We start from the raw sequence: 22,763 nt of genomic DNA on the forward strand, positions 1-22,763 counted from the left end.
GGAGAATCCTGCAGGAGCGAACTCCCGCAGGATTCGGGGAGGCCTAGAGGCCGCCCATCAACAGGTATTTGATCTCCAGATAGTCATCCAGACCGTACTTCGAACCTTCACGCCCAAGGCCCGATTCCTTGATGCCACCGAACGGCGCCACCTCCGTGGAGATGATCCCTTCGTTGATGCCGACCATCCCGGCTTCCAGCCCTTCGGCCATGCGCCAGACCCGACCGATGTCGCGGCTGTAGAAGTACGCCGACAGACCGAATGGCGTGTCGTTGGCGCGCGCCAGCACTTCGGCTTCGTCCTTGAAGCGGAAGCACGCGGCCACCGGGCCGAAGGTTTCGTCCTGGGCAATCAACATGTCGCCGCTGGCTTCGGCGAGGATGGTCGGTTCGTAGAACGTGCCGCCCAGCGCATGACGCCGCCCGCCGCACAACAGCGTGGCGCCCTTCTCCAGCGCATCGCTGACGTGGGTTTCGACCTTGGCCAGCGCAGCGGCGTTGATCAGCGGACCTTGCTCGGTCTCCCCCTCCAGGGCACTGCCTACGCGCATCGCCGCCACGGCTTCGGCGAGTTTGCCGGTGAAGGCTTCGTAGACGCCGTCCTGAATGAAGAAGCGGTTGACGCACACGCAGGTCTGCCCGGTGTTGCGGAATTTCGAGGCCATCGCGCCTTTGACGGCCGCATCGATGTCGGCGTCGTCGAAGACAATGAACGGCGCGTTGCCGCCCAGTTCCAGCGAGACCTTTTTCAAGGTGTCGGCGGCCTGGCGCATCAGCAGTTTGCCGGTGCGGGTCGAGCCGGTGAACGACAGCTTGCGCACCACGCTGGACGCTTGCAGCGCACCGCCGATGGCCACCGCATCGCCAGAAACGATGTTGAACACACCCGCCGGAATCCCGGCCTGCTCGGCCAGCACTGCCAGGGCGAATGCCGACAACGGCGTTTCTTCCGAAGGCTTGAGAATCATCGTGCAACCCGCCGCCAGCGCCGGGCCAACCTTGCGGGTGACCATCGCCAACGGGAAGTTCCATGGGGTAATGGCCGCGACCACGCCGATGGCTTCCTTGGTCACGATGATCCGCGCATCGGCCTTGTGGCTCGGGATCACATCACCGTAGGCACGCTTGGCTTCTTCACCGAACCACTCGAGAAAACTCGCGGCGTAGACCACTTCACCCTTTGCTTCGGCCAGCGGTTTGCCTTGTTCGCGGCTGAGCAAAGTCGCCAGTTCCTGCTGGTTGGCGAGCATCAGATCGCTCCAGCGTTTCAGACGCTGGCTGCGCTCCTTGGCGGTGAGTTTGCGCCACGCCGGCAAGGCACGATTGGCGGCTTCGATGGCGAGGTTGGTTTCCTCGGCGCCAGCCTTCTGCACGTCGGTGATCAACTCGCCATTGGCCGGGTTGCGCACCGGATAAGTCGCACCGCCCTGGCCCCACTGACCGTCGATGAAGTTGCCGTGACGAATCAACCCGCTCATGCCACCGCCCCCTGCAACATGAAGCGTTCCTGCCCCGGACGGGCCGTGCGCAGGATGCGTTTGCCGGCGGTGTAATCGTTGATCACGTCGCATGGAGTGTAGTTGCGCTCCAGCTCGTGCAGCTCTTCGGCGTCGAGCCTGGTTTCCAATGCCGCCAGTGCGCTGTCGAACTGCGCCGTAGTGTCGGCACCGACCAGCATGCAGTCCACGCCCGGATGGTTGGCGACCCAGGCCTGGGCGATCTGTGCGTTCGACACGCCACGGGCGCGGGCCACGCGCTGTACCGAATGAGCGATCTCGAACGAGGCTTCGTCGCTGTACATCTGCTGGGTGAAGAAGTCGGTCTGGTTGCGGGTCGACTGCACGTCACCGGTCAGCAGGCCACGGGCCAACGGGCTGAACACCGACACGCCGATGCCCTGATCGCGGCAGAACGGGATCATCTCGCGCTCTTCTTCGCGGTAGGCGCAGTTCAGTTGCAGCTGCATGTTGATCGGCTTGACCCAACCGTTGCGCTCGCAGGCCATGAGGATTTTCGCCAGTTGGCCGGTGAGCATGGTCGAGACGCCGATGTAACGTGCCTTGCCGGAACGCACGATGTCGTTCAGTGCGCCCATGGTTTCCTCGACCGGGGTGTTCACATCGAAGTAATGCAGCATGAACACGTCGACGTAATCCATGTCCAGACGCTTCAGCGAGGCATCGATACTGTCCATGATGTGCTTGCGCGAATGGCCACTGGCATTGATCGCGTTGCGAGTGCCGTAGCCGACCTTGGTGGTGATCACCAGGTCTTCGCGACGGGCCAGACGCTTGACGATGCGCCCCACCACTTCTTCGCCGACACCGGCGGAATAGAAGTCCGCCAGGTCTATGAAGTTCACACCGTTGTTCAGCGCGTGAGCGACGATCGGCTCGCTTTGTTTTTCATTGAAGATCCACGGTTTCCAGTCCGGGGTGCCCATGTTCATGGTGCCCAGGCACAGGCGGGAGACTTGCAGGCCGGAGTTGCCCAAACGGATGTATTGCATGGCGCGGACCTCAGGCTTTTGGCGTGTAGAAAGGGTTGCTGATGTGGTTGACCACATCCTTGAGCTGCGCGGTTTCCGGCTTGCCGGTCAGGGCGGCGCGGATCGCGGTGCGGCAGGCGTTGTAGTTGTTCAGGTACACGGCATCAAGATCATCGCAGGCCGGGTTGACCCAGTTGGCGGTGACGATCGCCCACTCGTCTTCGGCTTCCGGTGGCAGCGTGCCGTCTAGCAGCGCTTCGAGCACAGCCTTGGCGATACCGGCCTGAGAAGCGCCCCAGGTTGCGTTGCCGTGCAGGTCACTGCTGATGGCAGCTTTGTTCACATACAGGGTCATCGGCTTGACCGGGATGTTCGGCTGGGCGATCACCATGAACGGGCAATGGCCCTGGCTCGGCGATGCCAGACTGTTGGCGAACGCCTGCCCCGCCGGCCCGTTGCGCGGGCCGATCAGGATATTGATGTGCGCGGCGTTCACGCCCGGGCCTTCGAAACCTTCACCGATGTACAGGTCGAGTTCTTTCATCAGTCATTACTCTTTGCGATGCAGAGGGATTTTTTGGGGTGATCGACAGCTCACGCGGGCCGGATGGCCAACGGGATCAATAACGGACGTGGGGAGACGCGAAGGGAGAATCGGGACATGGCTGCAAACGCTCTCTGGTTGTTATTGATGAGCTGTGTTTGCGATTTTTTAACACCGGGTATCAGGCCACCCGTAACCATTAAAAATCATGGGGCAATGACTTTTAGTCATAGCCTTTTGTGATGACGAAAAAAATCCCGCACGAAAGCGGGATTTTCGAAGTGCGTCGATTACGCGACGACAGGAATCATCGGATCAGCAGCCGCCAGCGCGATGGCACGGTCAGCGGCCGGCGGGTAGATCCATTGGGTGTTGATCTGGGTCTTGAGCGACTTGCCCTCCTCCTTCACCAGTTTCACCTGACGATCCCAGCCCTCGGTGTACACCGCGCCCCAGGCGCCGAGGTCGAGGCAGGTCACGTATTTCGGCTGGCTGTACGGGGTCGGATCGACACCGAGAATCTGCGCCGCGACGTTGTTGCCGGCATGTCGGCCGAGGGAAATCGCATGCTGGCAGGTCATCAAGGCGAAGTTGCCGATATCGTCGGTGGCCGCATAAGCCACGTCGCCGGTGGCGAAGATATCGTCCTGGCCAATGACTTTCAGGTGCGCATCCACATGCAGACGACCCTGACGATCGCGTTCGGCCGGAATCTGCTCGGTCAGGCTACTGGCGCGCACACCGGTGGTCCAGACCACGGTTTTCGCCTCGATGCGCTGGCCGTCCGACAGGGTTACGCCGTTTTCATCGACCGACAGCACCGACACACCCAGTCGCCATTCGACGCCGAGTGCTTCGCTCGCTTCGGCAATCGAGACACTGATGGCCTCGCCCATGGCCGCGCCGACTTTCTGCCCACGGTCGACGATGATCACTTGGACGTCAGCCTGCTCGCCCAGCACTTCCCGCAGACGTGCCGGCATTTCGGTGGCGGTTTCGATGCCGGTGAAGCCGCCGCCAGCCACAACTACAGTGTTGCGCGCCTGGCTGACAGGCTGATCGGCCAGGGATTTCAGGTGGTTTTCCAGGCGAATTGCCGCTTCGATCTGGTCAACGTCAAAGGCGTGTTCTGCGACGCCCGGGGTATCCGGCAGCGCCAGGCCACTGCCGGAAGCCAATACCAGTTTGTCGTAATGGAAAACCTGAGCGGCGCCGTTGGCGTCGGTGTAGCCCACGGTTTTGGCGTTCACGTCGATAGTGTTCGCGGCGCCCTTGATGAAGTTGACACCCACCGCGTCGAACAGGTCGCCCAGCGGCGCAGCCAGCGTGTGGGCATTCGGCTCGTAGAAACGCGGACGTACACGCAGCTCAGCCTGCGGCGCCAGCACGGTCACATCGATGTTGTCGCGGTTGTGAATGTCGACCAGACGGGTCGCACTCAGCGCCGTCCACATGCCACCGAAACCTGCGCCGATTACCAGAATGTGCTGTTTCATTGTTGTCTCCAGGCCCGAAGCCAAGTCGTAGAAAGAGGTTCAAGAATTCACGTTTATCGGGAGTCGGCACGCTTTGGGGTTCTGAAAGCGCTGAACACTGCTCACCGGATAACGGCGACTGTATTGGTCGCCGTTATATCCAACAAGTCAGATTATCCGATCATTCAAATCGAAAAATTCGATAGCTGATTTGACCCCTTCTGAGGATTTCGAAACCATAAAAGTCGCTGCACACCGAGCGAATACGGGTTTCAAGGCAAAGGTTCAGGCGCTCATCAGATTTGTCCGCCACGAATTACCCTGTTAACATCTGCGACAACTACAGTCGGAGATAGCTATGTCGCTTTACAGTGCGGGCGTCGAGTACGGCATCCATTGCCTGGCGTTTCTGGTAGGCAGCGGCGGTGACAGTCGCGAAGCGAGCGTGCGCGACCTGGCGGATCTGCAGGGGGTGCCGCTGGATTACCTGGCGAAGATCTTCACCAAACTGGCCAAGGGTAAGCTGGTGGTGGCCACCGGCGGTGTACGTGGCGGTTTTACGTTGGCGCGCCCGGCGGACGAGATCACCCTGCTCGATATCGTCAATGCCATCGACGGCCCGAAGAATATTTTCGAATGCCGGGACATCCGCGGGCGTTGTGCGCTATTTGACGGCTCGCCCCCGGATTGGGCCGTGGACGGAACCTGTTCAATTCACGGGGCGATGATGGTTGCGCAGAAACGCATGGAAGAAGCCCTCGCCCAGCAGACCATTCTCGACATCGCCAGAAAGGTCGGACGCAAAGCGCCGGCGGAGTTCAATAGCCAAGTGGAAAACTGGATTCAGGACCGTCGCGACAAAAAGACCGCCGGCTCGGGCATCCCGCTCACCGACATCACCGACTGACAGGCAAAAAAAAAGCAGAAACCGAACACACGGTTTCTGCTTTTTCATTTCGGCCGTTCTGCCTCAGAGGCAATCGCGTACCGATTTGCGCAGCGAGCCGGACTTGGCCCACGGCGGCCCCTGGTACAGCGACACGCGGCTGCCATCCTTGTACTTGACGATATCGAGAATCTCGTCGGCCGTGACGATGCTTGGCGCCGTGATCCGGTAACCGTTGGAAATCGCGACCTGCGAAGTCTTGGGAATATCCTGCTGCCACAACGGCAACACGCATGCGGCGTAGTCCTTGGGAGCCTTGCCACTGACCTTGCTGAGATTCGGCTCGCCCGGAACCAGCGATGCCGGCAGTGAACACCCGGCCAACGCGGCCATCAGCAGGCCCCCGATCAACATCCGCATATTGAATCCTTCATCTTAAAAAGCGCGAATTTACCCTGTTACTGGTTGAACATCCATCGTGGCGCAATGCTTTGACCCCGAAAACCGGGCTCTCTGGCGTCACGGCAAACCATTGCTCCGACCAACGGCAGTTTGTTCACGGCCGTTCAGCTCATTGACCAGAACCACTTGCCCCGCTCCCGAAAAATGCGGCTACTATTTTCTACCGAGAATGTTCCGGAGGTGATCATGCGGCTCAATGAATACGAACACGAACTTCAACGTGACCTGCAAAGCGTGGCATCGGACCTGAGATGGTCGGCGGTCGACCTCAAGCGTATTGCCGAACAGTTGCGCAAGTCCGGCAACGAGGCGGATGCGCAAAGCGTGCTCAGGTCCTGCGAGGTGCTGCAAAGCGATGAAGAACGTTTGCAACTTTATGCCAGGGAAGTGAAAGCCCGCGCCATCAGCCGAACCAAAATCCACTGACACCCCAAACAAAAAGCCCCGGACAATCCGGGGCTTTTTCATTGCAGGCCTTCAGCCTGTCTTGCGGCCGTGGGTGCGGCTTTTGTAACCCGGAAGTGCAGCGGCATACGCCAGTGCTTCCTCCCGGCTGGCGAAAGACGCCAGTCGATCACCCTGCGTGCAGACCCGCCACGGGCCGTTGTTCACGCTGAGTACGTCGTAGCCATTCATGTGCATTTTGTTCAGCATCGCCATGCTCATAGGCACCTCCTGTCGACTATCGATCAACTGCACTTTTGCACCTTACACCGGGTACGACAGGGTGTGCCGACCAGACGTCGCCCCATAGCGGCGTCAAGCGTCTGGCACTTTTGCGCTTTTCAACCACTCTGACATCACAAGCACCTCTAAACCAAGGCACGGCTTGAATATTGCATTTTCATGACCGATTCATGACAACCGGCAATCGGGTAACAAATGAAAGTACGTGCAACCATCATCTGCGAACAGGATCGACACATTCTCCTGGTGCGCAAACCCCGATGCCGCTGGAACTTGCCGGGCGGCAAGGTCGAGCCCGGCGAGACCAGGGCCGACGCCGCGACGCGTGAACTTGAGGAAGAAACCGGCCTGCTCGCCGATGGCATGCTGTATCTGATGGAGCTGGAGGCTGGCGGCACGCGCCACCATGTCTACGAGGCGTCGGTGCTGAACATTGATCAGGCACGCCCGCAGAACGAAATAGTCGATTGCATCTGGCATCCGCTGAATGCGGTGCAGAACCTGAGTGTCAGTGAAGCAACCCTGCAAATCGTCCGCGCCTTTCAGCGCCGACTGTGAGTCAACCGGCGAACGCCCGACGCCCGGCACTCATTTCAGTGCGCAATTCACCGATGAAGTTGGAGATGTCACGAATGGTGACCAGATGCTCCGGTGACACGCCGTTGAGCAGCAGATCGACCCGCCCGCTGTCCGGTTCGTAAACCTTGATCTGCAACAGCCCCTGCCCTGTTGGCGTGCAGTCACAGTAAAGGGGCGAAAAGCCGGACTCGACGATGCGGCAAATGTCGGCAATGGCAAGCATGGGCGGACGCCTCGCGGGCGAAAGATCGGTCGATCGATTGAGCATAGATGAGCTTTTTCGACCTTGCGCGAGCGTCCGGCCGCAGAAAATGCCAACCGCTTCACATCCTTGCGCAACACCGATCAGTTGGCGTCGCGCCCCCAGATCCAGTTCCAGATCCCCGGCAATTGCACCGGATCCGAGCTCTTCTGCACCGTGCGCGCCAGTGCAGCTTTTTCCAGCAGTGCGTGATCGTCGTAGAACGGTTTATCGGCCAGGCGCACGCCTGTGGCAGCAGCGCTGTCGAGCAGAATTTGCAGATACTCGCGGGCATGTCGCGCGGTATAGCGGTTGAGGTCATGGAACGTCACCACCACCGGAATCACCCCGTCCACCGTCGGCAGCTCGCCGAGGGCGATCCGCTCACGCACTTCCGAGAGCTGACGCAGCATGTTCGCGCGGCGTCTGGGACTGCCGTTGAAGCCCCAGATCTTGCCGTCGTTGGCGCTCAGGTCCGTGAGCAATACATGCAGACCATGTCGCTGATAGGCCGCGAACGTACGTTTGTCGTAGTTCCAGAAAGGTGGGCGCAACAAAATCGGTTGCGCGCCGGTGATCGCTGCGATGTCCGCCGTGCCGTTGGTCAGTGAGGTTTCGAGTTCCTGCGGATCGAGCGAGCGGTGATTGGTGTGCCAGTGCGTCGCGGTGTGGAATCCGAGAATGTGCCCTTCATCGTGCTCGCGATGCATGATCCGCCGGCCGATCTCGCTGTTGCCGGCCCTCGGCGCGCGGGTCTGGACGAAAAACACCGCTTTGATGTTCGGTTGCAGCGGGTTGTCTTTCAGGCTGTCGAGCACGGTTTCGGTGGGGTTGTAGAAACTCGAAGCGCTGGGGCCGTCATCGAAGGTGAGCAGAAACCTGACCGGCGCCTGCGCACCCAGGCGCGAACGGGTTTGCGCGGTCAGTTCGATGGGAGCGGCAATGCAACCGGCCAGCCCGGTGATGATGGACGCAGCGCAGAAAAGCTTGAACCAGAGTTTCATGTTTTGCCTTGAGCCCGACCGTTGCGGTCACGTTGTCGATTGGCAAAACTCCCTCGCCGCTGCTGCCTCCCTGCGACCCACCGAAATGGGCCGAGGTTGGATAAAGATAACAGGGTTTTGTTCCGGTGCTCACTCAGTGTGCCAATGCCTGCTGGAACGAAGTGTCGATAATCCCCGCAGTGGTCAGCGGCGCCGGCAACGCCTTGACCTTGAACAGGAAGTCCGCGGTGCCTTGCAGGTCGGCAGCGGCTTGCTGATCCACCGGGCCGACGGTCATGTGCGCCTGGCGCAACCAGTGCCGTGAGACTTCTTGATCGAGATTGGCCTTCTTCGCCCACAGATCCGCATATTCGTCAGTGTGGCTGTCGACCCAGGCCCGGGCCTGTTTCAGGCGCCCGAGGAAGTCGGCAATCGCTTCACGCTTGCTGTCGATGGACGGCGCGGAAGCGGCGATGGCGCTCAAACCCGGCATCAGGTTTTTTGCGGTCAGAATCGGTCGTGCACCGGAGAACACGATCTGCTGGGAAATGTACGGTTCCCACACCGGGAAGGCATCGATGCTGCCCTGAGGTAATGCCGCTGCCGCGTCAATCGGCATCAGTTTGACGAAGTCGACGTAGTTCTCCGGCAACCCGCCCTGCTCCAGCGCCCGCAAGGTTAACTGCTGGCTCCAGGCGCCCGGCCAGTAGGCGACTTTCTTGCCTTTCAGATCCTCGATGGTTTTCACCGGCGAATCCTTGGGCACCAACAAAGCGATGGTGTCCGGGTTCTGCCGCGACACGCCGATCAGTTTTACCGATGCCTGTTTCGCGGCGAGGAACAGAAAGCCCGAATCGCCGAGAAAGCCCAGATCCAGCGAGCCGGTCTGCAATGCCTCGGCCAATGGTGCCGCAGCCTGGAAGTGTTTCCAGTCGACGGTGTAAGGCGCGTCCTTCAGCACGCCGGATGCTTCCACCGAAGCGCGGATGTTGTAGTAATTCTGATCACCGACGTGCAGGACCACAGGTTCGGCAGCGTAAGTCAGAGGCGAGGCAATCAAGGCGCTGGTCAACGCAGCGCGTAGGAAACGGGAGAGCTTCATGGCGAGTCCTGCAAAGGGGATTTTTATAGACCATAACGCTCTTATAAATCGCATTTGAAATTCTATTAGTTCATAAGCTCAGCACGGTCGATAAGCGCTGTTTGTCTGGCAACAGTGGCGCGGCACAGTGTTTTCCCGGCAACAGTTCAAAGCGCGTAAATCGCATCAAAACCCCGTAAACACGGCACTCGGGGCATATGGCACAGAGCCTGCAATATTCCATTCATGCAGGAAGCATTCGATAAAAATATCTTTCTGGACATAAGAAACTGTTGCCTTGCCGGAGCGTGCCCATGAAATCCCGCTTACCGTTTTCCCGAGTCAAAACGCTGCTCGCGGCCTGCGCTGTAGCCCTGAGCCTGCAACCTCTCGCCCACGCAGCGGAAACCCCGCCCGCCGAAGTGCATCTGGACTATGCCTATTACTCCCCCGTCAGCCTGGCGCTGAAACATCTGGGTTATCTGGAAAAGGCTCTGCCCCAAAGCAAGGTCAACTGGGTGCTGAGCCAGGGCAGCAACCGTTCGCTGGAATACCTCAACAGCGGCGGTGTGGATTTCGCCTCGTCGGCCAGCCTTGCTGCGGTGCTGAGCCGCGCCAACGGCAGCCCGATCAAATCGGTGTACGTTTACAGCCGCGCCGAATGGACCGCGCTGGTGGTGCGCAAGGACTCGCCGTATCAGACCGTCGCCGACCTCAAGGGCAAGAAAATCGCCGCCACCAAAGGCACCGACCCGTACCTGTTCACCCTGCGCAGCCTGCAACAGGCCGGGCTGAAAAAGGACGACGTCGAACTGGTGCACCTGCAACACCCGGACGGCCGCACCGCGCTGGAAAAAGGTGACGTCGACGCCTGGGCCGGCCTCGATCCGCACATGGCCGCCAGCCAGGTGCAGGCCGGTTCGCGCCTGCTGTACCGCAACCGCGACTTCAACAGCTACGGCGTGGTCAGCGTCACCGAGCAATACGCCAAGGAACATCCCCAAACCATCGACACCGTGATCAAGGCCTACGAACAGGCCCGCGAGTGGTCGGTAAAGAACCCGGACGAACTGGCCCAACTGCTCGCCAGCGAATCCGGCCTGCCGCTGGATGTGGCCAAGCTGCAACTGTCGCGCACCGACCTGAGCAGCCCGCAACTCACCGCCAAGGATGTGCTCGCCTCGAAAGCCGCCGCGCCGATTCTGGTCTCCGAAGAGCTGGTGCGCCGTGGGGTGAATGTCGATCAGGTCATCGATCAATTGATCGACACCGGTTTCCAGCAAGTCGCCGCCCAGTAACCAATCGGGCTCACAACAAGTCCGCGCCCGTCGCGGATTTGTCGTGAGCGGAGAACCGCCCATGAGCAATGACCTGCCCGCCCGTATCGCCGTGCCGGTGGCGCGCCAACGAAACCGGCCTCTGAATCCGCTTTGGCGGCGGCGTCTTAAAGGCCTGGCCCTGCCGCTATTGATCGTGATCGCCCTGGAGATCATCGTGCGCGTCGGCTGGCTGCCGTCCTATCAAATGCCCGCGCCAAGCGAGGTCGCCCTGACCCTCACCGATCTGGCCGAAGGCGCACTGTGGAAACACATCGGTGCCAGCCTGATTCGCGTGCTGATCGGGTTTGCCATCGGGGCTAGCCTGGCGCTGGTGTTTGCCGCGTGGGTCGGCCTGAGCCGCGAGGCCGAGGCGTACCTGGAGCCGACGTTCGCCGCGCTGCGCTCGATTCCCAGTCTGGCCTGGGTGCCGCTGTTGCTGCTGTGGCTGGGCATCGACGAGACTTCAAAAATCGTCCTGATTGCCATCGGCGCGTTCTTCCCCGTGTACGTCAACGTGGTCGCGGCGATTCGCAACATCGACCGCAAACTGGTGGAAGTCGGTCACATCTATGGTTTCAGTCGTCTGCAACTGGTACGGCGGATTCTGCTGCCCGCCGCCCTGCCCGGCCTGTTCACTGGACTGCGCAGCGGCATGAGTCTGGCGTGGATGTTTCTGGTGGCGGCCGAACTGATCGCGGCGACCAAAGGCCTGGGCTATCTGCTGAGTGACGGGCGCGAAACCTCGCGTCCGGACATCGTGCTGGCGGCGATCATCGTTCTGGCGCTGCTGGGCAAACTCAGCGACGGCCTGCTCGCCACACTCGAACGCCGCTGGCTGGCCTGGCGCGACACCTTCACCGGCCAGGGCAGCAAGGACTGACTCGCACAACTAAGCTGAATCTTCAGGCAGTGTTCGCCGGAGGTTCGGCCAATGTGCGGAAGACTCTCGCAGTACCGGGGCATCCACGATTTCGTCGCGGTGCTGAGCATTCCCGATGCGCTGATCAATCACGTCGGCGATGCGCCGCTGGCACGCTACAACGCGGCGCCCACCACCGCGCTGTCCATTCTTCATCAACACGAACAACGCTTGTACGCCGACAACCTGCGCTGGGGCTGGCGCCCGCACTGGGCCAGGGATCGCGCGGCACCGATCAATGCGCGGGTCGAAAAAGTCGTCCACGGTCCGTTCTTCCGGGCGATCTGGCGTCATCGCCTGATCGTGCCGGTCGACAACTGGTTCGAGTGGGTCGACGGGCCGGACAAGAGCCGCCAACCCTGGCTGATCCATCGACTCGACCATCAACCGGTGTTCTGCGCCGCCATCGGCCAGGTTCCGACACCTGGATCAGAACCTCGGGAAGACGACGGCTTTGTGATCATCACCGCCGACAGCGCTGGCGGCCTGCTCGATCTGCATGATCGCCGACCCATCGTATTGTCTGCCGAGGGCGCGCGGGAATGGCTCGACCCGGCCACGCCCGTGGAGCGTGCCGAGCAAATGCTCCTGTTTGAAGGGTTGGGCAGCGAAGCGTTCGAATGGCACAAAGTCGGCAAAGCGGTCGGCAACTCACGCAATCAGGGTGCGGAGTTGATTGAAGTAGTGGCTTAAATATTTTGTGGGCCGGCACGTCTATCGAATAGCAGGAAGACGTGAATCAAATTGATATCACACAGCATGTGAGAACCGTTCGTTACAGTCAGTGTTTCAAACTCGAAACAATCATTGAATCGGTCGTTTGATTAAAACCAACCGCCTGTCTGACATTTCAATCGTCATACATACATTTAGTAACACTACAGATAGCATGCGCGCCGCATTTCCTATTGGCATACCAGTTGACCAAAGAGTCAACAAACCGGGAATACCCTACAAACTTACAAGCCTTGCAGAGAACTAAGTTGCGCGACGATTTTGCAATCAAACAGGCCAACGGCCTGGAGTGTATTTATCTGTCCATGACAGAACGCTTTCAACTCGACTGTTTTATCGCCCACTACATAAAGACTCGAAACCTGCGTGACGTACCCGAGATCGACCGCCTCCTGCGCACCACTCTCCAGAACTATCCCTGCCACCCGCCGGTGATGGTCAACGAGCTGAATGCCTGGATCGACAAGACCTTGGGTTATCGGGCCTCACACCCCGATTTCACACAGCTGGACGATCTTTGATGAAACGAAAAAGCCCCGCAATCGCGGGGCTTTTTCGTTGCGGCGTTCAGGGTTTCAACGGGCGTTCCTGGTCGCGATCGGACAACTCGCGGCTGTCGTCGTGTTTACAGGTCTGCTCCTTGTGTTTCTCCCGCTCGATCTCTTCTTCGCTCGGTTCTTCATCTTCTTCGGGACGTTGCTGCTCCGTTGCCATGTTCACCTCGCCGTCATAAGTCATCAGTCATCCTTACAGCGTAGAACAGATTCAGACAGGCAACTTACAACCACCAGCGCAACAGAAAGAAGAACGCCATGCTCAACAGCATGCTAAGCAACGTATTACGCGTGTAGATCACGAGTCCGATGGCGACTAACGAACTCAGCAAATAGGGATTGTCCCACTGCAAATTCAGCTGTTTATCCGGCATGAACACAATCGGCCCGCAAATCGCGGTCAACATGCCCGGCACGGCGAAACCGAGAAACTGCCGCGCATTACTGCTCAAACGCACCGGCAAGCGCGGCTCGAGAAACACATAGCGGTTGAGGAACACCAGAATTCCCATGCCGAAAATCACTGCCCAGACCATCATGTGCGCTCCCGATACAGCTTGTTGCAGATAAACCCGGCCATCATTCCCGCCAGCCCCGACAACACCAGTGCCGAACCCCACTGCCAATAACTGAACAGCACCGAGCAGAACAGCGACACCGCCACGCAGACCACCGTCGGCACATTGCGCACTACCGGGGTGATCAGGGCGATAAAGGTCGCGGCAATCGAGAAATCCAGTCCCAAGTGTTCAAGCCCTGGAATGCTGCTGCCGAGCACGATGCCGGCCAGGGTGAAGAGGTTCCAGGCAATGTAGAACGTCAGGCCGACGCCGAGGGCATACCAGCGATTGAATTGCTGACGGTCGTGCTGGCTGGTCAGGGCGAACAGTTCGTCGGTGAGCAAAAAACCCAGGCCGATGCGCCAGCGCCCCGGCAACGGCGAAATCACGTGGCGCATGCTCATGCCGTAGAGCAAATGCTGCGACGTCAGCAGCAGCGTGGTCAGCAGAATCGAGAAGATCCCGGCACCGCCCTTGAGCATCCCGATCGCCACCAGTTGCGCAGCACCGGCAAACACGATGGTGGACAAACCCTGCCCCTGCAGTGGCGTGAGGTTGGCTTCGATCGCCATGGAGCCGGCCAGCAGCCCCCACGGCGCGGTCGCCAGGGATAACGGCATGATCGCCGCGGCTCCGCGAAGAAAGGCACTGCGCGGCATTAATGAGTCAGACATAACGCTCTTCAACCGTGAGACAAGACCCCGGACTCTGCCAGCAAAGACGCTTTCATGGCTTGAACAATCTTGCGCAGTTGCCAGAAATCTCCCAGCCGAGAGCCGCCGACCGGCGTACCATGACAGCCATTCACCTCTGCGTCAGGGAGACGACATGCTGTATCGAATTGCCGCCGACGGGCTGGTGCTGTTTCACCTTTCGTTCATTCTGTTCGTGCTGTTCGGCGGGCTGCTGGTGCTCAAGTGGCACCGGGTGGCCTGGCTGCATCTGCCGGCCGCGACCTGGGGCGTGATGGTCGAGGTGTTGCACCTGACCTGCCCGCTGACCTACTGGGAAAACCTGATGCGCCACGCCGCCGGGCAAACCGAATATGCCGGCGGTTTCATCGAACATTACGTCTGGCCGATCATCTACCCGGCGGGGCTGACCCCGCAGATTCAGCTGGCACTGGGGAGCGTAGTGCTGGTGATCAACCTGCTGGTCTACGGGCGCCTGATCCGCCAGTGGCAACTGCGCCGCGCTGCACGCATTCCGTTTTAACGCGACTTCAAGGCTTCCAGCCAGGCCGGGTCGAGGCGCGTCTGATCGGTGTCCAGGCCGAGCGTTTCCATCCGAGTCCTGTGCGCTTCGACTTCCCGGTGCAATTGCCCATGATCACTGGAGTTGCCATCCAGTTCATGCATCTGCGTCAGGCCCAAATGATAGAAGCGCAGCACTTTCATCGCCGTCGGATCGCCCTTCTCGACCGCCGTCGTCACCTGATGCATGACATTGGTGACGCTCATCAGGCTGCGCTTGAGCCGCCAGCCGTACACCGCCGGGGCCATCCAGGTCTGGTTCCAGAAACGTCCGCGCAACAACGCCGCCGTCAGCAGGAAGGCACCAAACACCCCGCCGACATTGAACCGCAGGTTATCCCCGCCCGGCTCACCGAACAGCGCCACCGCCACGGTCGAAAACGCCATCGCCAGCACCAGGAACAGCACCGCGATAATCAACGTGCTGCGCCGGGTCTGCTGGCGATAGGTGATGGCATCGATCGGTTGAATCTCGAACATCGCGACAGGCTTCCATGGCTTGAAATAAAAAGAGGCCGGCGCATTATCGCCTCTGAGGCGGATTTAGCTATGCTGGAGCTCCTTTTCATCTTTTCATCGTCCAGCGGGGGACATGGCGATACCACGCAGATCGTGCCATCTTCATTCATGGATACACTCTATTCGGATGCCATTGGCCAGGCCGGCAATGACATCGTTTTAAGGATCACTGCATGACCCAACGACACGTAATCAATGCCTCGGTCAGCCCAAAAGGCAGCCTGGAAACCCTTTCCCAACGTGAAGTTCAGCAACTGAGCCAGGCCGGAACCGGCAGCACCTACACCCTCTTCCGCCAGTGCGCCCTGGCAATCCTCAATACTGGCGCCCATGTCGACAACGCGAAAACCATTCTGGAAGCCTACAAAGACTTCGAAATCCGCATCCACCAGCAGGATCGCGGCGTGCGTCTGGAACTGCTGAACGCCCCGGCCGACGCCTTCGTCGACGGTGAAATGATCGCCAGCACCCGGGAAATGCTGTTCAGCGCCCTGCGCGACATCGTCTACACCGAAAACGAACTCGACGCCCTGAGCATCGACCTCAGCACCTCCCAGGGCATCAGCGACTACGTCTTCCACCTGTTGCGCAACGCACGCACCCTGCGCCCGGGCGTCGAGCCGAAAATCGTCGTGTGCTGGGGCGGCCACTCGATCAACACCGAAGAATACAAATACACCAAGAAAGTCGGCCACGAACTGGGCCTGCGCAGCCTCGACATCTGCACCGGCTGCGGCCCGGGCGTGATGAAAGGCCCGATGAAAGGCGCGACCATCGCCCACGCCAAGCAACGTATCCACGGCGGCCGCTACCTGGGCCTGACCGAGCCGGGCATCATCGCTGCCGAAGCGCCGAACCCGATCGTCAATGAGCTGGTGATCCTCCCGGACATCGAAAAACGCCTGGAAGCCTTCGTCCGCGTCGGCCACGGCATCATCATCTTCCCGGGCGGCGCCGGTACTGCCGAAGAATTCCTGTATCTGCTGGGCATCCTGATGCACCCGGACAACGCGGGCTTGCCGTTCCCGGTGATCCTGACCGGGCCGAAACATGCCGCGCCGTACCTGGAACAGCTCGACGCCTTCGTCACCGCCACCCTCGGCGAGGCAGCGAAGCAGCATTACGAAATCATCATCGACGATCCGGCCGAAGTGGCGCGGCAGATGACGGCGGGCCTCAAAGCCGTGAAGCAGTTCCGCCGCGAGCGCAACGACGCGTTCCACTTCAACTGGCTGCTGAAGATCGACGAAGGCTTCCAGCGCCCGTTCGATCCGACCCACGAAAACATGGCCAACCTCAAGCTGCACCGCGATCAGCCGGCCCATGAACTGGCGGCCAATCTGCGCCGGGCGTTCTCCGGGATCGTTGCCGGCAACGTCAAGGACAAGGGCATTCGCCTGATCGAAGAACACGGCCCGTACCAGATCCGTGGCGACGCCGCGATCATGCAACCGCTCGATTTGTTGCTCAAAGCCTTCGTCGCCCAGCACCGGATGAAACTGCCGGGCGGCGCGGCGTATGTGCCGTGCTATCGCGTGGTGTCCTGACCCTTCGTGATGGATGCAGCCTTGGGGGAGCACACGCGTTCCCACAAGGCGCATCGCCACTACCAAACCGCCCTGTTCTCTGACACAAAAGCCCCGCTGATTCCCCACGACAGCCACCGCGCGCGCGTACTAAGCTGGGCGATTGAATTTTCAGGGACGATCCATGAAACGTTTTGCCGCCTGCCTGTTGTCTCTTCTGGCCCTGACAGCCAATGCGGCAGATCTGCAACTGCTCACCGACAACCATCCTCCGCTGCATTTCCTTCAGGGCGACCAACTGGTGGGCTTCGGCGTGGATGTGGTGCAAGCCCTGGCAGCGCAGACCGGCGATCGCATTCACTTGCAGCAAGTGCCACTGCTGCGTGCCCTGCGCATGGCCAGCGAGACGCCGGACACCGGGGTATTTACCGTGCTGCGCACTGACGCACGGGATGACCGCTATCAATGGGTCGGGCCGCTGATCGAAGTGGAAACCGCGCTGTATGCCCATGACAACTTCCAGCCACCGGTCCGCAGCCTGCGCGAGGCCGATCACCTGGGGCGGATCACCGTACCGCGCAAATGGCTGGTCTACAGCTATCTGCAGGAACAGGACCTGAGCAACCTCTACGGTGTGGAAACCCCGGAACAGATGATGCGTCTGTTCAGTCTCGGGCGGACGGACTTCGTGGTGTCCGACACGTTGTCCAGCGCGTCCCTGGCCCGCGAACAGGGTATGGAACCGGGCCGCCTGCAATATCAGATACCGCTGATGAAGCGCGACACCTACATCGCGTTCTCCCGCCAGACCGATCCCAGGCAGGTCGCACGCTGGCAACAGGCGCTGGACACCCTGCGCGCCGACGGCCGTCTGGAGAAAATTCGCCAGCGCTGGCTGAGCAATACCCTGCCGCGCTGATCACGCATCAACGTCTTTGATAACAACTATCTGAAAAGGTGTTTTTTCTTCTGGCGTCTGTAGCCCTAAAGTGGCAGTCATCTTCCTCCCACTTTCTGGTACAGACCCATGAAAGACTTCATTGCCCTTGGGTTTATCGTCGCCCTGATCGGTGCCACTTCCGCCGCAATCGCCAGCGCACATGGCCACGGACCCGCTGTCGCCATGACCGGCACCCTGAATGTCGACACCGTCGGCATTGACCGTGAGGCCAGGGGCAGTGTGGAGCAGAATCTTTACGTCGCGCAAAACGACTCCGGATTCGCCTACGACTATTGAGCCACCAGCCGCGCGGCCAACGCCTTGGCCTGCGACGCAACATCGGTCACCGCCGTACTTTCCCACCACATCCCTCTCAGTGGCGGGCCCATCGCGAACAGTCGTTGTGACACCTTTCCCTGCGCATCCAGCACCGCACCGTCCACTGCCGCCGCAATCCCCAGCGCCAACGGCCCCGGCTGCACCAGCCCACGGGACAGCAACTGCTGCGGCAAGGGCCGGTCGACCCGGCGCCAGTCGTATTCGATACCACTGGAATTGATCAGCGCCGCACCCTGCACCACGTGCGTTTCACTCTCGCCCCGACGGCGGACGCGAATGCCGACACCACCGCCCGACACCGGCTCAAGGCCTTTATAAGACGCGGCGTGAATCCGCAGACGCCCTTCGCGATGCAGGCGCTCGACCAGTTCTGCACTCAGCGGCGGCGAACGATGGTGATGGCTTTCCCACCACGGTCGCACATGCCGCACGAACTGCCGTCGCTGCACGTCGCTCGCCTGGCTCCACAGCCGACCGATATGCGCGCGCACCGTATCCAGCGGTGCCTGCCAGTCGATACCTTGCTCGATGGCATCTCGGCAATGCCGGCGCAATTCGCGCAGTAACTGGCGTGGTGTGCGAATGCTGTGATCCTCGGCGAGGAAGTCCACCCACGCGGGCGGTTGCCGACGCACATGGGGCAGCAGCCCGTGCCGGGAAAACACTTCGATCGGCCCACGATGCCCGGCCTGTTCCAGCGAAACCACGGCATCGACCATGGTCAGGCCGGAGCCGATGATCAGTACCGTGGATTGCGGATCGAGCTGGCGCATGGCGCTTACATCCCACGGATCGAGCCCGGCGGCGTTGAGACCGCTGGATTGCTTTTGCGGCGTTCGGGCAGCCGGGAACATCCCGGTGGCGAGCACCGCGAAAACGCCTTGCAATCTCTGGCCGTCGCTCAAGGTGAGTTGCACCGAATCGGCGGAAACCTGTACATCAATCACCTCTGCGCGCACATGCTCGACCGTCGAGCCATGCGCCGCGCCCACCTGCTGCGCTTCGGCCAGTCGCTGCTGCACGTAGACACCGAACAGCCCCCTGGGCGGAAACAGTTCACTGACCGGCACATGCTGCTGATCGGACTCAGGCCAGCCACCACCGGCAATGTGATCGATCAGCCATTGAGTCAGGTCATCCGCGTTGTCCGGATCGACGCTCATCCGCGCCGCGTTACCGTTGAGCGTGTGGCCCAGCTCAACCGCGCTGTACGCTTCACCCCGGCCCAGTTCGGCCCGAGGCTCGATCACCAGAATCTGTCGCCGGCCCGGCAGGCGCAGCAGTTGCACCGCCAGCATGGCGCCGCTGAGGCCGCCGCCGACAATCAGGATGTCGGCGTGACGGATCGCGGTCGTATCGGTTTGAGTCATGCCGTTCTCTCTGCCAAGGGCTTGCTCCAGTCAGTGTCGTGCAGACGCTGCGAGCGAGTCTAGACAGACGCGACCTTTTTCTCCCGCCTATGCAGCTCACCCAGATTTCGATACCCGCTGCCCGGATGGATCTCCGGCAACCTGGGCCCTTCGCCAAACAGTTTCTCGCGCAACGTTCCCGGCGCGTAATCGGTCTTGTAGACGCCACGTTTCTGCAACTCCGGTACCAACAAATCCACGGCGTCGATGAAGGTTTCATGGGTCAGCGCGTAAGCCAGGTTGAAGCCGTCGACGTCGGTTTCGTCGACCCATTCCTGCAACAGGTCCGCCACTGTTTCGGGGCTGCCGACGAACAACGGGCCGAAACCGCCGATACCGACCCAGTCGGCCAGTTCGTTAGGCGTCCAGACCTTGTTCGGATCCGCGGTGGAAAACGCTTCGACTGCCGATTGAATGGCGTTGGTGTGAACGTGCTTGAGCGGTTCGTCCGGTTTGAAGCGGCTGAAGTCGATACCGGTCCAGCCGGAAATCAGTGCCATTGCACCTTCGTAACTGACCCAGGATTTGTACTCTTCGAACTTGGCTTTGGCCTTGGCGTCGGTCTCGCCGAGGATCACGGTTTGCAGGTTGAAGATCAGGATCTTCGACGGATCGCGCCCGGCCTCGGCGGCGCGGCGGCGGATGTCGGCCACGGTCTTTTTCAGCAGCACCTTGGACGGTGCCGCGACGAACACGCATTCGGCATGCTCGGCGGCAAACTGCTTGCCCCGACTGGACGCCCCGGCCTGATAGAGAACCGGCGTGCGCTGCGGCGACGGTTCACAAAGGTGAATGCCCGGCACCTGGAAGTGTTTACCGTGGTGGCGGATTTCGTGGATCTTGCTCGGATCGCTGAAGATCCGCCGTTCGCGGTCTCGCAAAATGGCGCCCTCTTCCCAACTACCTTCCCAGAGCTTGTAGCAGACCTCCAGGTATTCCTCGGCGAAGTCGTAACGCGCGTCGTGCTCGGTCTGGGCTTGCTGGCCGATGTTCTTCGCGCCGCTCTCCAGATAAGAGGTGACGATGTTCCAGCCGGCACGGCCCTTGGTCAGGTGATCGAGGGTCGACAGGCGTCGGGCGAAGGGATACGGATGCTCGAATGACAACGAAGCAGTCAGACCGAAGCCCAGGTGCTCGGTGACCAGCGCCATCGGCGGGATCAGTTGCAGCGGATCGTTGACCGGCACTTGCGCTGCCTGTCGGATGGCCGCCTCGCCGTTGCCGTTGTACACGTCGTAGATGCCGAGCACGTCGGCGATGAACAATCCATCAAACTTGCCGCGCTCGAGGATTTTCGCCAGATCGGTCCAGTACTCCAGATCCTTGTATTGCCAGGAACGATCCCGGGGATGCGCCCACAGGCCCGGCGACTGGTGACCGACGCAGTTCATGTCGAAAGCGTTGAGACGGATTTCGCGGGGCATCAGAAGGTACTCCCGATTTTCAGGAGGCGTTTAGAGGTTTGATTTGAAGCGGTCATTTGAGGCGACTCCGTGATTCCGGATGAGGATCCAGAACCCATAGCAGGAGTCATGCCTGAATATATTCTCGTTATGTATCAATAGATTGAGATACAAACCTAAAGCAATCTGCACGTATAAAAGAACAAACTGTTCATCTACTGTCGGCCCGGCAACAGTCAGATCACCACATTACGCACAAAGCGCGCCGCGACGTCCCCATCGTTGCGATAGGTGTGCGGCTGGTTGCTGGCGAACATGTAAAACTCCCCGGCGGCGATGTGCTGCGGCTGGTCGCCGAGCATCAGGGTCAGACAGCCCTCAAACACGAAAATCTGTTCGCTCCAGCCTTCGGCATCCGCTTGCGAGGGATAAACCTCCCCCGGTTGCAGGCACCATTCCCACTGTTCCACTTCCCGGGTGGCCGCGGCCTTGGACAACAGCACCGCTTTGCTGCCGGGAATGCTGCCGGCCCAGGCCAGTTCGTTGATCCGGCTCGGGTCACGATTGTCCGGGGCCTGGATCAGATCGCTGAACGCTACTTCGAGGGCTTCGGCGACGCGGTCGAGGGTGGTCAGGCTGACGTTTTTCTCGCCGGCTTCTATCGCCACCAACATGCGCCGACTGACCCCGGACTTTTCCGCGAGGGCCGTCTGGCTCATGTCGGCGGCGTGGCGCAGGCGGCGGACGTTCTGGCTGACGTGTTGCAGGACCGAAGCCCGTTGAACAGAATCTTTGTGCACTATATTGCTCACTGGCTGGGGTTGGGCAGTATACTGCGCAACATTTGGCGCATTGTGCGTCCCCTCTTCAAAAGTGCGCAAGATCATGACGTCAGCCAGCTCCCCCCAAACTCCCCTGCGGTTTTCCCGTTTCAGCAAAGCCGAGTGTGTGCTGGTGCTGATCACCATGCTGTGGGGCGGCACCTTTCTTCTGGTGCAGCACGCGATGACTGTCAGCGGCCCGATGTTTTTCGTCGGCCTGCGCTTTGCCGCAGCGGCGAGCATCGTGGCGCTGTTTTCGTGGAAGCACCTGCGTGAGCTGACCCTGTTCGAACTCAAGGCCGGCGCCTTCATCGGTGTGGCGATCCTGCTCGGTTATGGTTTGCAGACCGTTGGCTTGCAGAGCATCCCGAGCAGTCAATCGGCGTTCATCACCGCGCTGTACGTGCCGTTTGTGCCTTTGCTGCAATGGCTGGTGCTGGGACGGCGCCCGGGTTTGATGCCGAGCATTGGCATCATGCTGGCGTTTACGGGGTTGATGCTGCTGTCGGGGCCGTCCGGGGCTTCATTGAATTTCAGTCCCGGGGAAATCGCCACGCTGATCAGTGCCATCGCCATAGCGGCGGAGATCATCCTGATCAGTAACTATGCAGGACAAGTCGATGTGCGCCGGGTGACGGTGGTGCAATTGGCGACGACTTCGGCATTGTCGTTTCTGATGGTGGTACCGACCGGTGAGGCGATTCCCGACTTTTCCTGGCTGCTGCTGAGCACAGCCCTCGGGTTGGGTGCGATGAGTGCGGCCATTCAGGTCGCCATGAACTGGGCGCAGAAAAGTGTTTCGCCAACCCGCGCGACCTTGATTTACGCCGGTGAACCCGTATGGGCCGGGATCGCCGGGCGGATTGCCGGCGAGCGTCTGCCTGCAATTGCATTGGTGGGCGCGGGACTGATTGTGGCGGCGGTGATTGTCAGTGAGTTGAAGACCAAGGGCAAAGCGACACAAGCGGTCACAGAAGAGTTCGAGCGCGAGACAGAAGGCTAAGCGGGGTTTTTACGACTACCTTGTAGGATTCAGAGACA

At 60.3% G+C, this 22,763-nt stretch carries 28 protein-coding genes; 12 read left to right on the top strand and 16 right to left on the bottom strand.

Going from position 1 to position 22,763, the window contains the following annotated elements:
* Positions 1-43: 43 nt before the first annotated feature.
* The 4 genes from AC07NR_RS09330 to AC07NR_RS09345 form a co-directional block, all read right to left on the bottom strand.
* Positions 44-1,477 (bottom strand): NAD-dependent succinate-semialdehyde dehydrogenase, encoded by a 1,434-nt coding sequence (locus AC07NR_RS09330; RefSeq protein ID WP_495078423.1) that lies wholly within the window; start codon positions 1,475-1,477, stop codon positions 44-46.
* Positions 1,474-2,508 carry an aldo/keto reductase gene (locus tag AC07NR_RS09335; protein ID WP_423203694.1) on the bottom strand — a complete coding sequence of 345 codons (1,035 nt, stop codon included), beginning with the start codon at positions 2,506-2,508 and terminating at the stop codon, positions 1,474-1,476. The genes AC07NR_RS09330 and AC07NR_RS09335 overlap by 4 nt, the downstream gene beginning before the upstream one ends.
* Positions 2,509-2,518: 10 nt before the next feature.
* A complete protein-coding gene (gene fae / locus AC07NR_RS09340) occupies positions 2,519-3,031 on the bottom strand; it encodes a formaldehyde-activating enzyme (RefSeq protein WP_007950493.1) in 513 nt (170 codons plus the stop codon).
* 290 nt (positions 3,032-3,321) lie between these two features.
* Entirely contained in the window at positions 3,322-4,527 is a 1,206-nt protein-coding gene (locus tag AC07NR_RS09345) for an NAD(P)/FAD-dependent oxidoreductase (protein WP_495078424.1), read from the bottom strand.
* 337 nt (positions 4,528-4,864) lie between these two features.
* Here AC07NR_RS09345 and AC07NR_RS09350 point away from each other — a divergent pair, with 337 nt between their 5' ends.
* Positions 4,865-5,413 (top strand): RrF2 family transcriptional regulator, encoded by a 549-nt coding sequence (locus AC07NR_RS09350; RefSeq protein WP_114883691.1) that lies wholly within the window; start codon positions 4,865-4,867, stop codon positions 5,411-5,413.
* Between the two features lie 63 nt (positions 5,414-5,476).
* Here AC07NR_RS09350 and AC07NR_RS09355 read toward each other — a convergent pair whose 3' ends face one another.
* A complete protein-coding gene (locus AC07NR_RS09355; RefSeq protein ID WP_065259781.1) occupies positions 5,477-5,812 on the bottom strand; it encodes a hypothetical protein in 336 nt (111 codons plus the stop codon).
* A gap of 228 nt (positions 5,813-6,040) precedes the next feature.
* On the opposite strand from AC07NR_RS09355, the gene AC07NR_RS09360 reads away from it, so the two are divergent.
* Entirely contained in the window at positions 6,041-6,280 is a 240-nt protein-coding gene (locus AC07NR_RS09360; protein ID WP_085711391.1) for a hypothetical protein, read from the top strand.
* 51 nt (positions 6,281-6,331) lie between these two features.
* On the opposite strand, the gene AC07NR_RS09365 is transcribed toward AC07NR_RS09360, so the two are convergent.
* A complete protein-coding gene (locus AC07NR_RS09365) occupies positions 6,332-6,520 on the bottom strand; it encodes a DUF2188 domain-containing protein (protein ID WP_114883693.1) in 189 nt (62 codons plus the stop codon).
* A 216-nt stretch (positions 6,521-6,736) separates the two neighbouring features.
* Between AC07NR_RS09365 and AC07NR_RS09370 the strand changes: the two genes are divergently transcribed.
* Positions 6,737-7,099 carry an NUDIX hydrolase gene (locus AC07NR_RS09370; protein ID WP_495078425.1) on the top strand — a complete coding sequence of 121 codons (363 nt, stop codon included), beginning with the start codon at positions 6,737-6,739 and terminating at the stop codon, positions 7,097-7,099.
* Between the two features lies 1 nt (position 7,100).
* On the opposite strand, the gene AC07NR_RS09375 is transcribed toward AC07NR_RS09370, so the two are convergent.
* The 3 genes from AC07NR_RS09375 to AC07NR_RS09385 all read right to left on the bottom strand — a co-directional run bounded on the left by AC07NR_RS09375 (position 7,101) and on the right by AC07NR_RS09385 (position 9,446).
* On the bottom strand, positions 7,101-7,343 hold the full coding sequence (locus AC07NR_RS09375; RefSeq protein ID WP_248740889.1) for a DUF1652 domain-containing protein: 243 nt from the start codon (positions 7,341-7,343) through the stop codon (positions 7,101-7,103).
* 122 nt (positions 7,344-7,465) lie between these two features.
* Positions 7,466-8,365, bottom strand: a complete 900-nt coding sequence (locus AC07NR_RS09380) for a polysaccharide deacetylase family protein (protein ID WP_495078426.1) — start codon at positions 8,363-8,365, stop codon at positions 7,466-7,468.
* Positions 8,366-8,498: 133 nt separating this feature from the next.
* A complete protein-coding gene (locus tag AC07NR_RS09385) occupies positions 8,499-9,446 on the bottom strand; it encodes an ABC transporter substrate-binding protein (protein WP_495078427.1) in 948 nt (315 codons plus the stop codon).
* Positions 9,447-9,739: 293 nt separating this feature from the next.
* Between AC07NR_RS09385 and AC07NR_RS09390 the strand changes: the two genes are divergently transcribed.
* The 4 genes from AC07NR_RS09390 (at position 9,740) to AC07NR_RS09405 (ending at position 12,919) form a co-directional block, all read left to right on the top strand.
* A complete protein-coding gene (locus AC07NR_RS09390; protein WP_495078428.1) occupies positions 9,740-10,723 on the top strand; it encodes an aliphatic sulfonate ABC transporter substrate-binding protein in 984 nt (327 codons plus the stop codon).
* Between the two features lie 61 nt (positions 10,724-10,784).
* Positions 10,785-11,624, top strand: a complete 840-nt coding sequence (locus AC07NR_RS09395; protein WP_495078429.1) for an ABC transporter permease — start codon at positions 10,785-10,787, stop codon at positions 11,622-11,624.
* Between the two features lie 51 nt (positions 11,625-11,675).
* A complete protein-coding gene (locus AC07NR_RS09400; protein WP_495078430.1) occupies positions 11,676-12,356 on the top strand; it encodes an SOS response-associated peptidase family protein in 681 nt (226 codons plus the stop codon).
* A gap of 290 nt (positions 12,357-12,646) precedes the next feature.
* Entirely contained in the window at positions 12,647-12,919 is a 273-nt protein-coding gene (locus AC07NR_RS09405; RefSeq protein WP_085711400.1) for a hypothetical protein, read from the top strand.
* A 46-nt stretch (positions 12,920-12,965) separates the two neighbouring features.
* Here the strand turns inward: AC07NR_RS09405 and AC07NR_RS09410 are convergent, their stop codons facing one another.
* Genes AC07NR_RS09410 through AC07NR_RS09420 form a run of 3 tightly spaced genes read right to left on the bottom strand, consistent with a single transcriptional unit; the run spans position 12,966 to position 14,186 of the window.
* Positions 12,966-13,136: a hypothetical protein gene (locus AC07NR_RS09410; protein WP_495078476.1), complete on the bottom strand. Its 171-nt coding sequence runs from the start codon at positions 13,134-13,136 to the stop codon at positions 12,966-12,968.
* A gap of 40 nt (positions 13,137-13,176) precedes the next feature.
* A complete protein-coding gene (locus AC07NR_RS09415) occupies positions 13,177-13,488 on the bottom strand; it encodes an AzlD domain-containing protein (protein ID WP_164872179.1) in 312 nt (103 codons plus the stop codon).
* Positions 13,488-14,186 (bottom strand): AzlC family ABC transporter permease, encoded by a 699-nt coding sequence (locus AC07NR_RS09420; RefSeq protein ID WP_085711402.1) that lies wholly within the window; start codon positions 14,184-14,186, stop codon positions 13,488-13,490. Before AC07NR_RS09420 ends, AC07NR_RS09415 begins: the two co-directional genes overlap by 1 nt.
* Positions 14,187-14,340: 154 nt before the next feature.
* Between AC07NR_RS09420 and AC07NR_RS09425 the strand changes: the two genes are divergently transcribed.
* A complete protein-coding gene (locus AC07NR_RS09425; RefSeq protein ID WP_114883708.1) occupies positions 14,341-14,727 on the top strand; it encodes a DUF2784 domain-containing protein in 387 nt (128 codons plus the stop codon).
* Here AC07NR_RS09425 and AC07NR_RS09430 read toward each other — a convergent pair.
* A complete protein-coding gene (locus tag AC07NR_RS09430; RefSeq protein ID WP_495078431.1) occupies positions 14,724-15,245 on the bottom strand; it encodes a DUF3087 domain-containing protein in 522 nt (173 codons plus the stop codon). The two genes, AC07NR_RS09425 and AC07NR_RS09430, sit on opposite strands and share 4 nt — an antisense overlap.
* Before the next feature lie 212 nt (positions 15,246-15,457).
* Between AC07NR_RS09430 and ppnN the strand changes: the two genes are divergently transcribed.
* The 3 genes from ppnN to AC07NR_RS09445 all read left to right on the top strand — a co-directional run bounded on the left by ppnN (position 15,458) and on the right by AC07NR_RS09445 (position 18,047).
* Positions 15,458-16,831: a nucleotide 5'-monophosphate nucleosidase PpnN gene (gene ppnN / locus AC07NR_RS09435; RefSeq protein WP_085711405.1), complete on the top strand. Its 1,374-nt coding sequence runs from the start codon at positions 15,458-15,460 to the stop codon at positions 16,829-16,831.
* Positions 16,832-16,994: 163 nt separating this feature from the next.
* The gene (locus AC07NR_RS09440; protein ID WP_248740880.1) at positions 16,995-17,729 is read left to right on the top strand and encodes a substrate-binding periplasmic protein; all 735 of its coding nucleotides are present in this window, start codon (positions 16,995-16,997) and stop codon (positions 17,727-17,729) included.
* 108 nt (positions 17,730-17,837) lie between these two features.
* Positions 17,838-18,047, top strand: coding sequence for a hypothetical protein (locus AC07NR_RS09445; protein WP_114883715.1), 210 nt, complete (start codon positions 17,838-17,840; stop codon positions 18,045-18,047).
* On the opposite strand, the gene AC07NR_RS09450 is transcribed toward AC07NR_RS09445, so the two are convergent.
* From AC07NR_RS09450 to AC07NR_RS09460, 3 genes are all read right to left on the bottom strand, one after another.
* Entirely contained in the window at positions 18,041-19,459 is a 1,419-nt protein-coding gene (locus AC07NR_RS09450) for an FAD/NAD(P)-binding protein (protein ID WP_495078432.1), read from the bottom strand. The two genes, AC07NR_RS09445 and AC07NR_RS09450, sit on opposite strands and share 7 nt — an antisense overlap.
* 59 nt (positions 19,460-19,518) lie before the next feature.
* The gene (locus AC07NR_RS09455; protein WP_495078433.1) at positions 19,519-20,922 is read right to left on the bottom strand and encodes an LLM class flavin-dependent oxidoreductase; all 1,404 of its coding nucleotides are present in this window, start codon (positions 20,920-20,922) and stop codon (positions 19,519-19,521) included.
* Between the two features lie 215 nt (positions 20,923-21,137).
* Positions 21,138-21,701, bottom strand: coding sequence for a helix-turn-helix domain-containing protein (locus AC07NR_RS09460; RefSeq protein WP_495078434.1), 564 nt, complete (start codon positions 21,699-21,701; stop codon positions 21,138-21,140).
* 85 nt (positions 21,702-21,786) lie between these two features.
* On the opposite strand from AC07NR_RS09460, the gene AC07NR_RS09465 reads away from it, so the two are divergent.
* Positions 21,787-22,725, top strand: a complete 939-nt coding sequence (locus AC07NR_RS09465) for a DMT family transporter (RefSeq protein ID WP_248740876.1) — start codon at positions 21,787-21,789, stop codon at positions 22,723-22,725.
* Positions 22,726-22,763 lie beyond the last annotated feature (38 nt).

It is taken from the genome of Pseudomonas sp. GW821-FHT09C09, from assembly GCF_059418105.1.

Excerpts from the sequence above, each read along its gene's own strand:
- AC07NR_RS09440 (WP_248740880.1), top strand. The coding sequence starts at position 16,995 with ATGAAACGTTTTGCCGCCTGCCTGTTGTCTCTTCTGGCCCTGACAGCC.
- AC07NR_RS09360 (WP_085711391.1), top strand. The coding sequence starts at position 6,041 with ATGCGGCTCAATGAATACGAACACGAACTTCAACGTGACCTGCAAAGC.
- AC07NR_RS09430 (WP_495078431.1), bottom strand. The coding sequence starts at position 15,245 with ATGTTCGAGATTCAACCGATCGATGCCATCACCTATCGCCAGCAGACC.
- AC07NR_RS09365 (WP_114883693.1), bottom strand. The coding sequence starts at position 6,520 with ATGAGCATGGCGATGCTGAACAAAATGCACATGAATGGCTACGACGTA.
- AC07NR_RS09395 (WP_495078429.1), top strand. The coding sequence starts at position 10,785 with ATGAGCAATGACCTGCCCGCCCGTATCGCCGTGCCGGTGGCGCGCCAA.
- AC07NR_RS09445 (WP_114883715.1), top strand. The coding sequence starts at position 17,838 with ATGAAAGACTTCATTGCCCTTGGGTTTATCGTCGCCCTGATCGGTGCC.
- AC07NR_RS09370 (WP_495078425.1), top strand. The coding sequence starts at position 6,737 with ATGAAAGTACGTGCAACCATCATCTGCGAACAGGATCGACACATTCTC.
- AC07NR_RS09410 (WP_495078476.1), bottom strand. The coding sequence starts at position 13,136 with ATGACTTATGACGGCGAGGTGAACATGGCAACGGAGCAGCAACGTCCC.
- AC07NR_RS09425 (WP_114883708.1), top strand. The coding sequence starts at position 14,341 with ATGCTGTATCGAATTGCCGCCGACGGGCTGGTGCTGTTTCACCTTTCG.
- AC07NR_RS09415 (WP_164872179.1), bottom strand. The coding sequence starts at position 13,488 with ATGGTCTGGGCAGTGATTTTCGGCATGGGAATTCTGGTGTTCCTCAAC.
- AC07NR_RS09420 (WP_085711402.1), bottom strand. The coding sequence starts at position 14,186 with ATGTCTGACTCATTAATGCCGCGCAGTGCCTTTCTTCGCGGAGCCGCG.
- AC07NR_RS09450 (WP_495078432.1), bottom strand. The coding sequence starts at position 19,459 with ATGACTCAAACCGATACGACCGCGATCCGTCACGCCGACATCCTGATT.
- AC07NR_RS09345 (WP_495078424.1), bottom strand. The coding sequence starts at position 4,527 with ATGAAACAGCACATTCTGGTAATCGGCGCAGGTTTCGGTGGCATGTGG.
- AC07NR_RS09380 (WP_495078426.1), bottom strand. The coding sequence starts at position 8,365 with ATGAAACTCTGGTTCAAGCTTTTCTGCGCTGCGTCCATCATCACCGGG.
- AC07NR_RS09375 (WP_248740889.1), bottom strand. The coding sequence starts at position 7,343 with ATGCTTGCCATTGCCGACATTTGCCGCATCGTCGAGTCCGGCTTTTCG.
- AC07NR_RS09465 (WP_248740876.1), top strand. The coding sequence starts at position 21,787 with ATGACGTCAGCCAGCTCCCCCCAAACTCCCCTGCGGTTTTCCCGTTTC.
- AC07NR_RS09350 (WP_114883691.1), top strand. The coding sequence starts at position 4,865 with ATGTCGCTTTACAGTGCGGGCGTCGAGTACGGCATCCATTGCCTGGCG.
- AC07NR_RS09355 (WP_065259781.1), bottom strand. The coding sequence starts at position 5,812 with ATGCGGATGTTGATCGGGGGCCTGCTGATGGCCGCGTTGGCCGGGTGT.
- AC07NR_RS09330 (WP_495078423.1), bottom strand. The coding sequence starts at position 1,477 with ATGAGCGGGTTGATTCGTCACGGCAACTTCATCGACGGTCAGTGGGGC.
- AC07NR_RS09400 (WP_495078430.1), top strand. The coding sequence starts at position 11,676 with ATGTGCGGAAGACTCTCGCAGTACCGGGGCATCCACGATTTCGTCGCG.
- fae (WP_007950493.1), bottom strand. The coding sequence starts at position 3,031 with ATGAAAGAACTCGACCTGTACATCGGTGAAGGTTTCGAAGGCCCGGGC.
- AC07NR_RS09390 (WP_495078428.1), top strand. The coding sequence starts at position 9,740 with ATGAAATCCCGCTTACCGTTTTCCCGAGTCAAAACGCTGCTCGCGGCC.
- ppnN (WP_085711405.1), top strand. The coding sequence starts at position 15,458 with ATGACCCAACGACACGTAATCAATGCCTCGGTCAGCCCAAAAGGCAGC.
- AC07NR_RS09385 (WP_495078427.1), bottom strand. The coding sequence starts at position 9,446 with ATGAAGCTCTCCCGTTTCCTACGCGCTGCGTTGACCAGCGCCTTGATT.
- AC07NR_RS09455 (WP_495078433.1), bottom strand. The coding sequence starts at position 20,922 with ATGCCCCGCGAAATCCGTCTCAACGCTTTCGACATGAACTGCGTCGGT.
- AC07NR_RS09335 (WP_423203694.1), bottom strand. The coding sequence starts at position 2,508 with ATGCAATACATCCGTTTGGGCAACTCCGGCCTGCAAGTCTCCCGCCTG.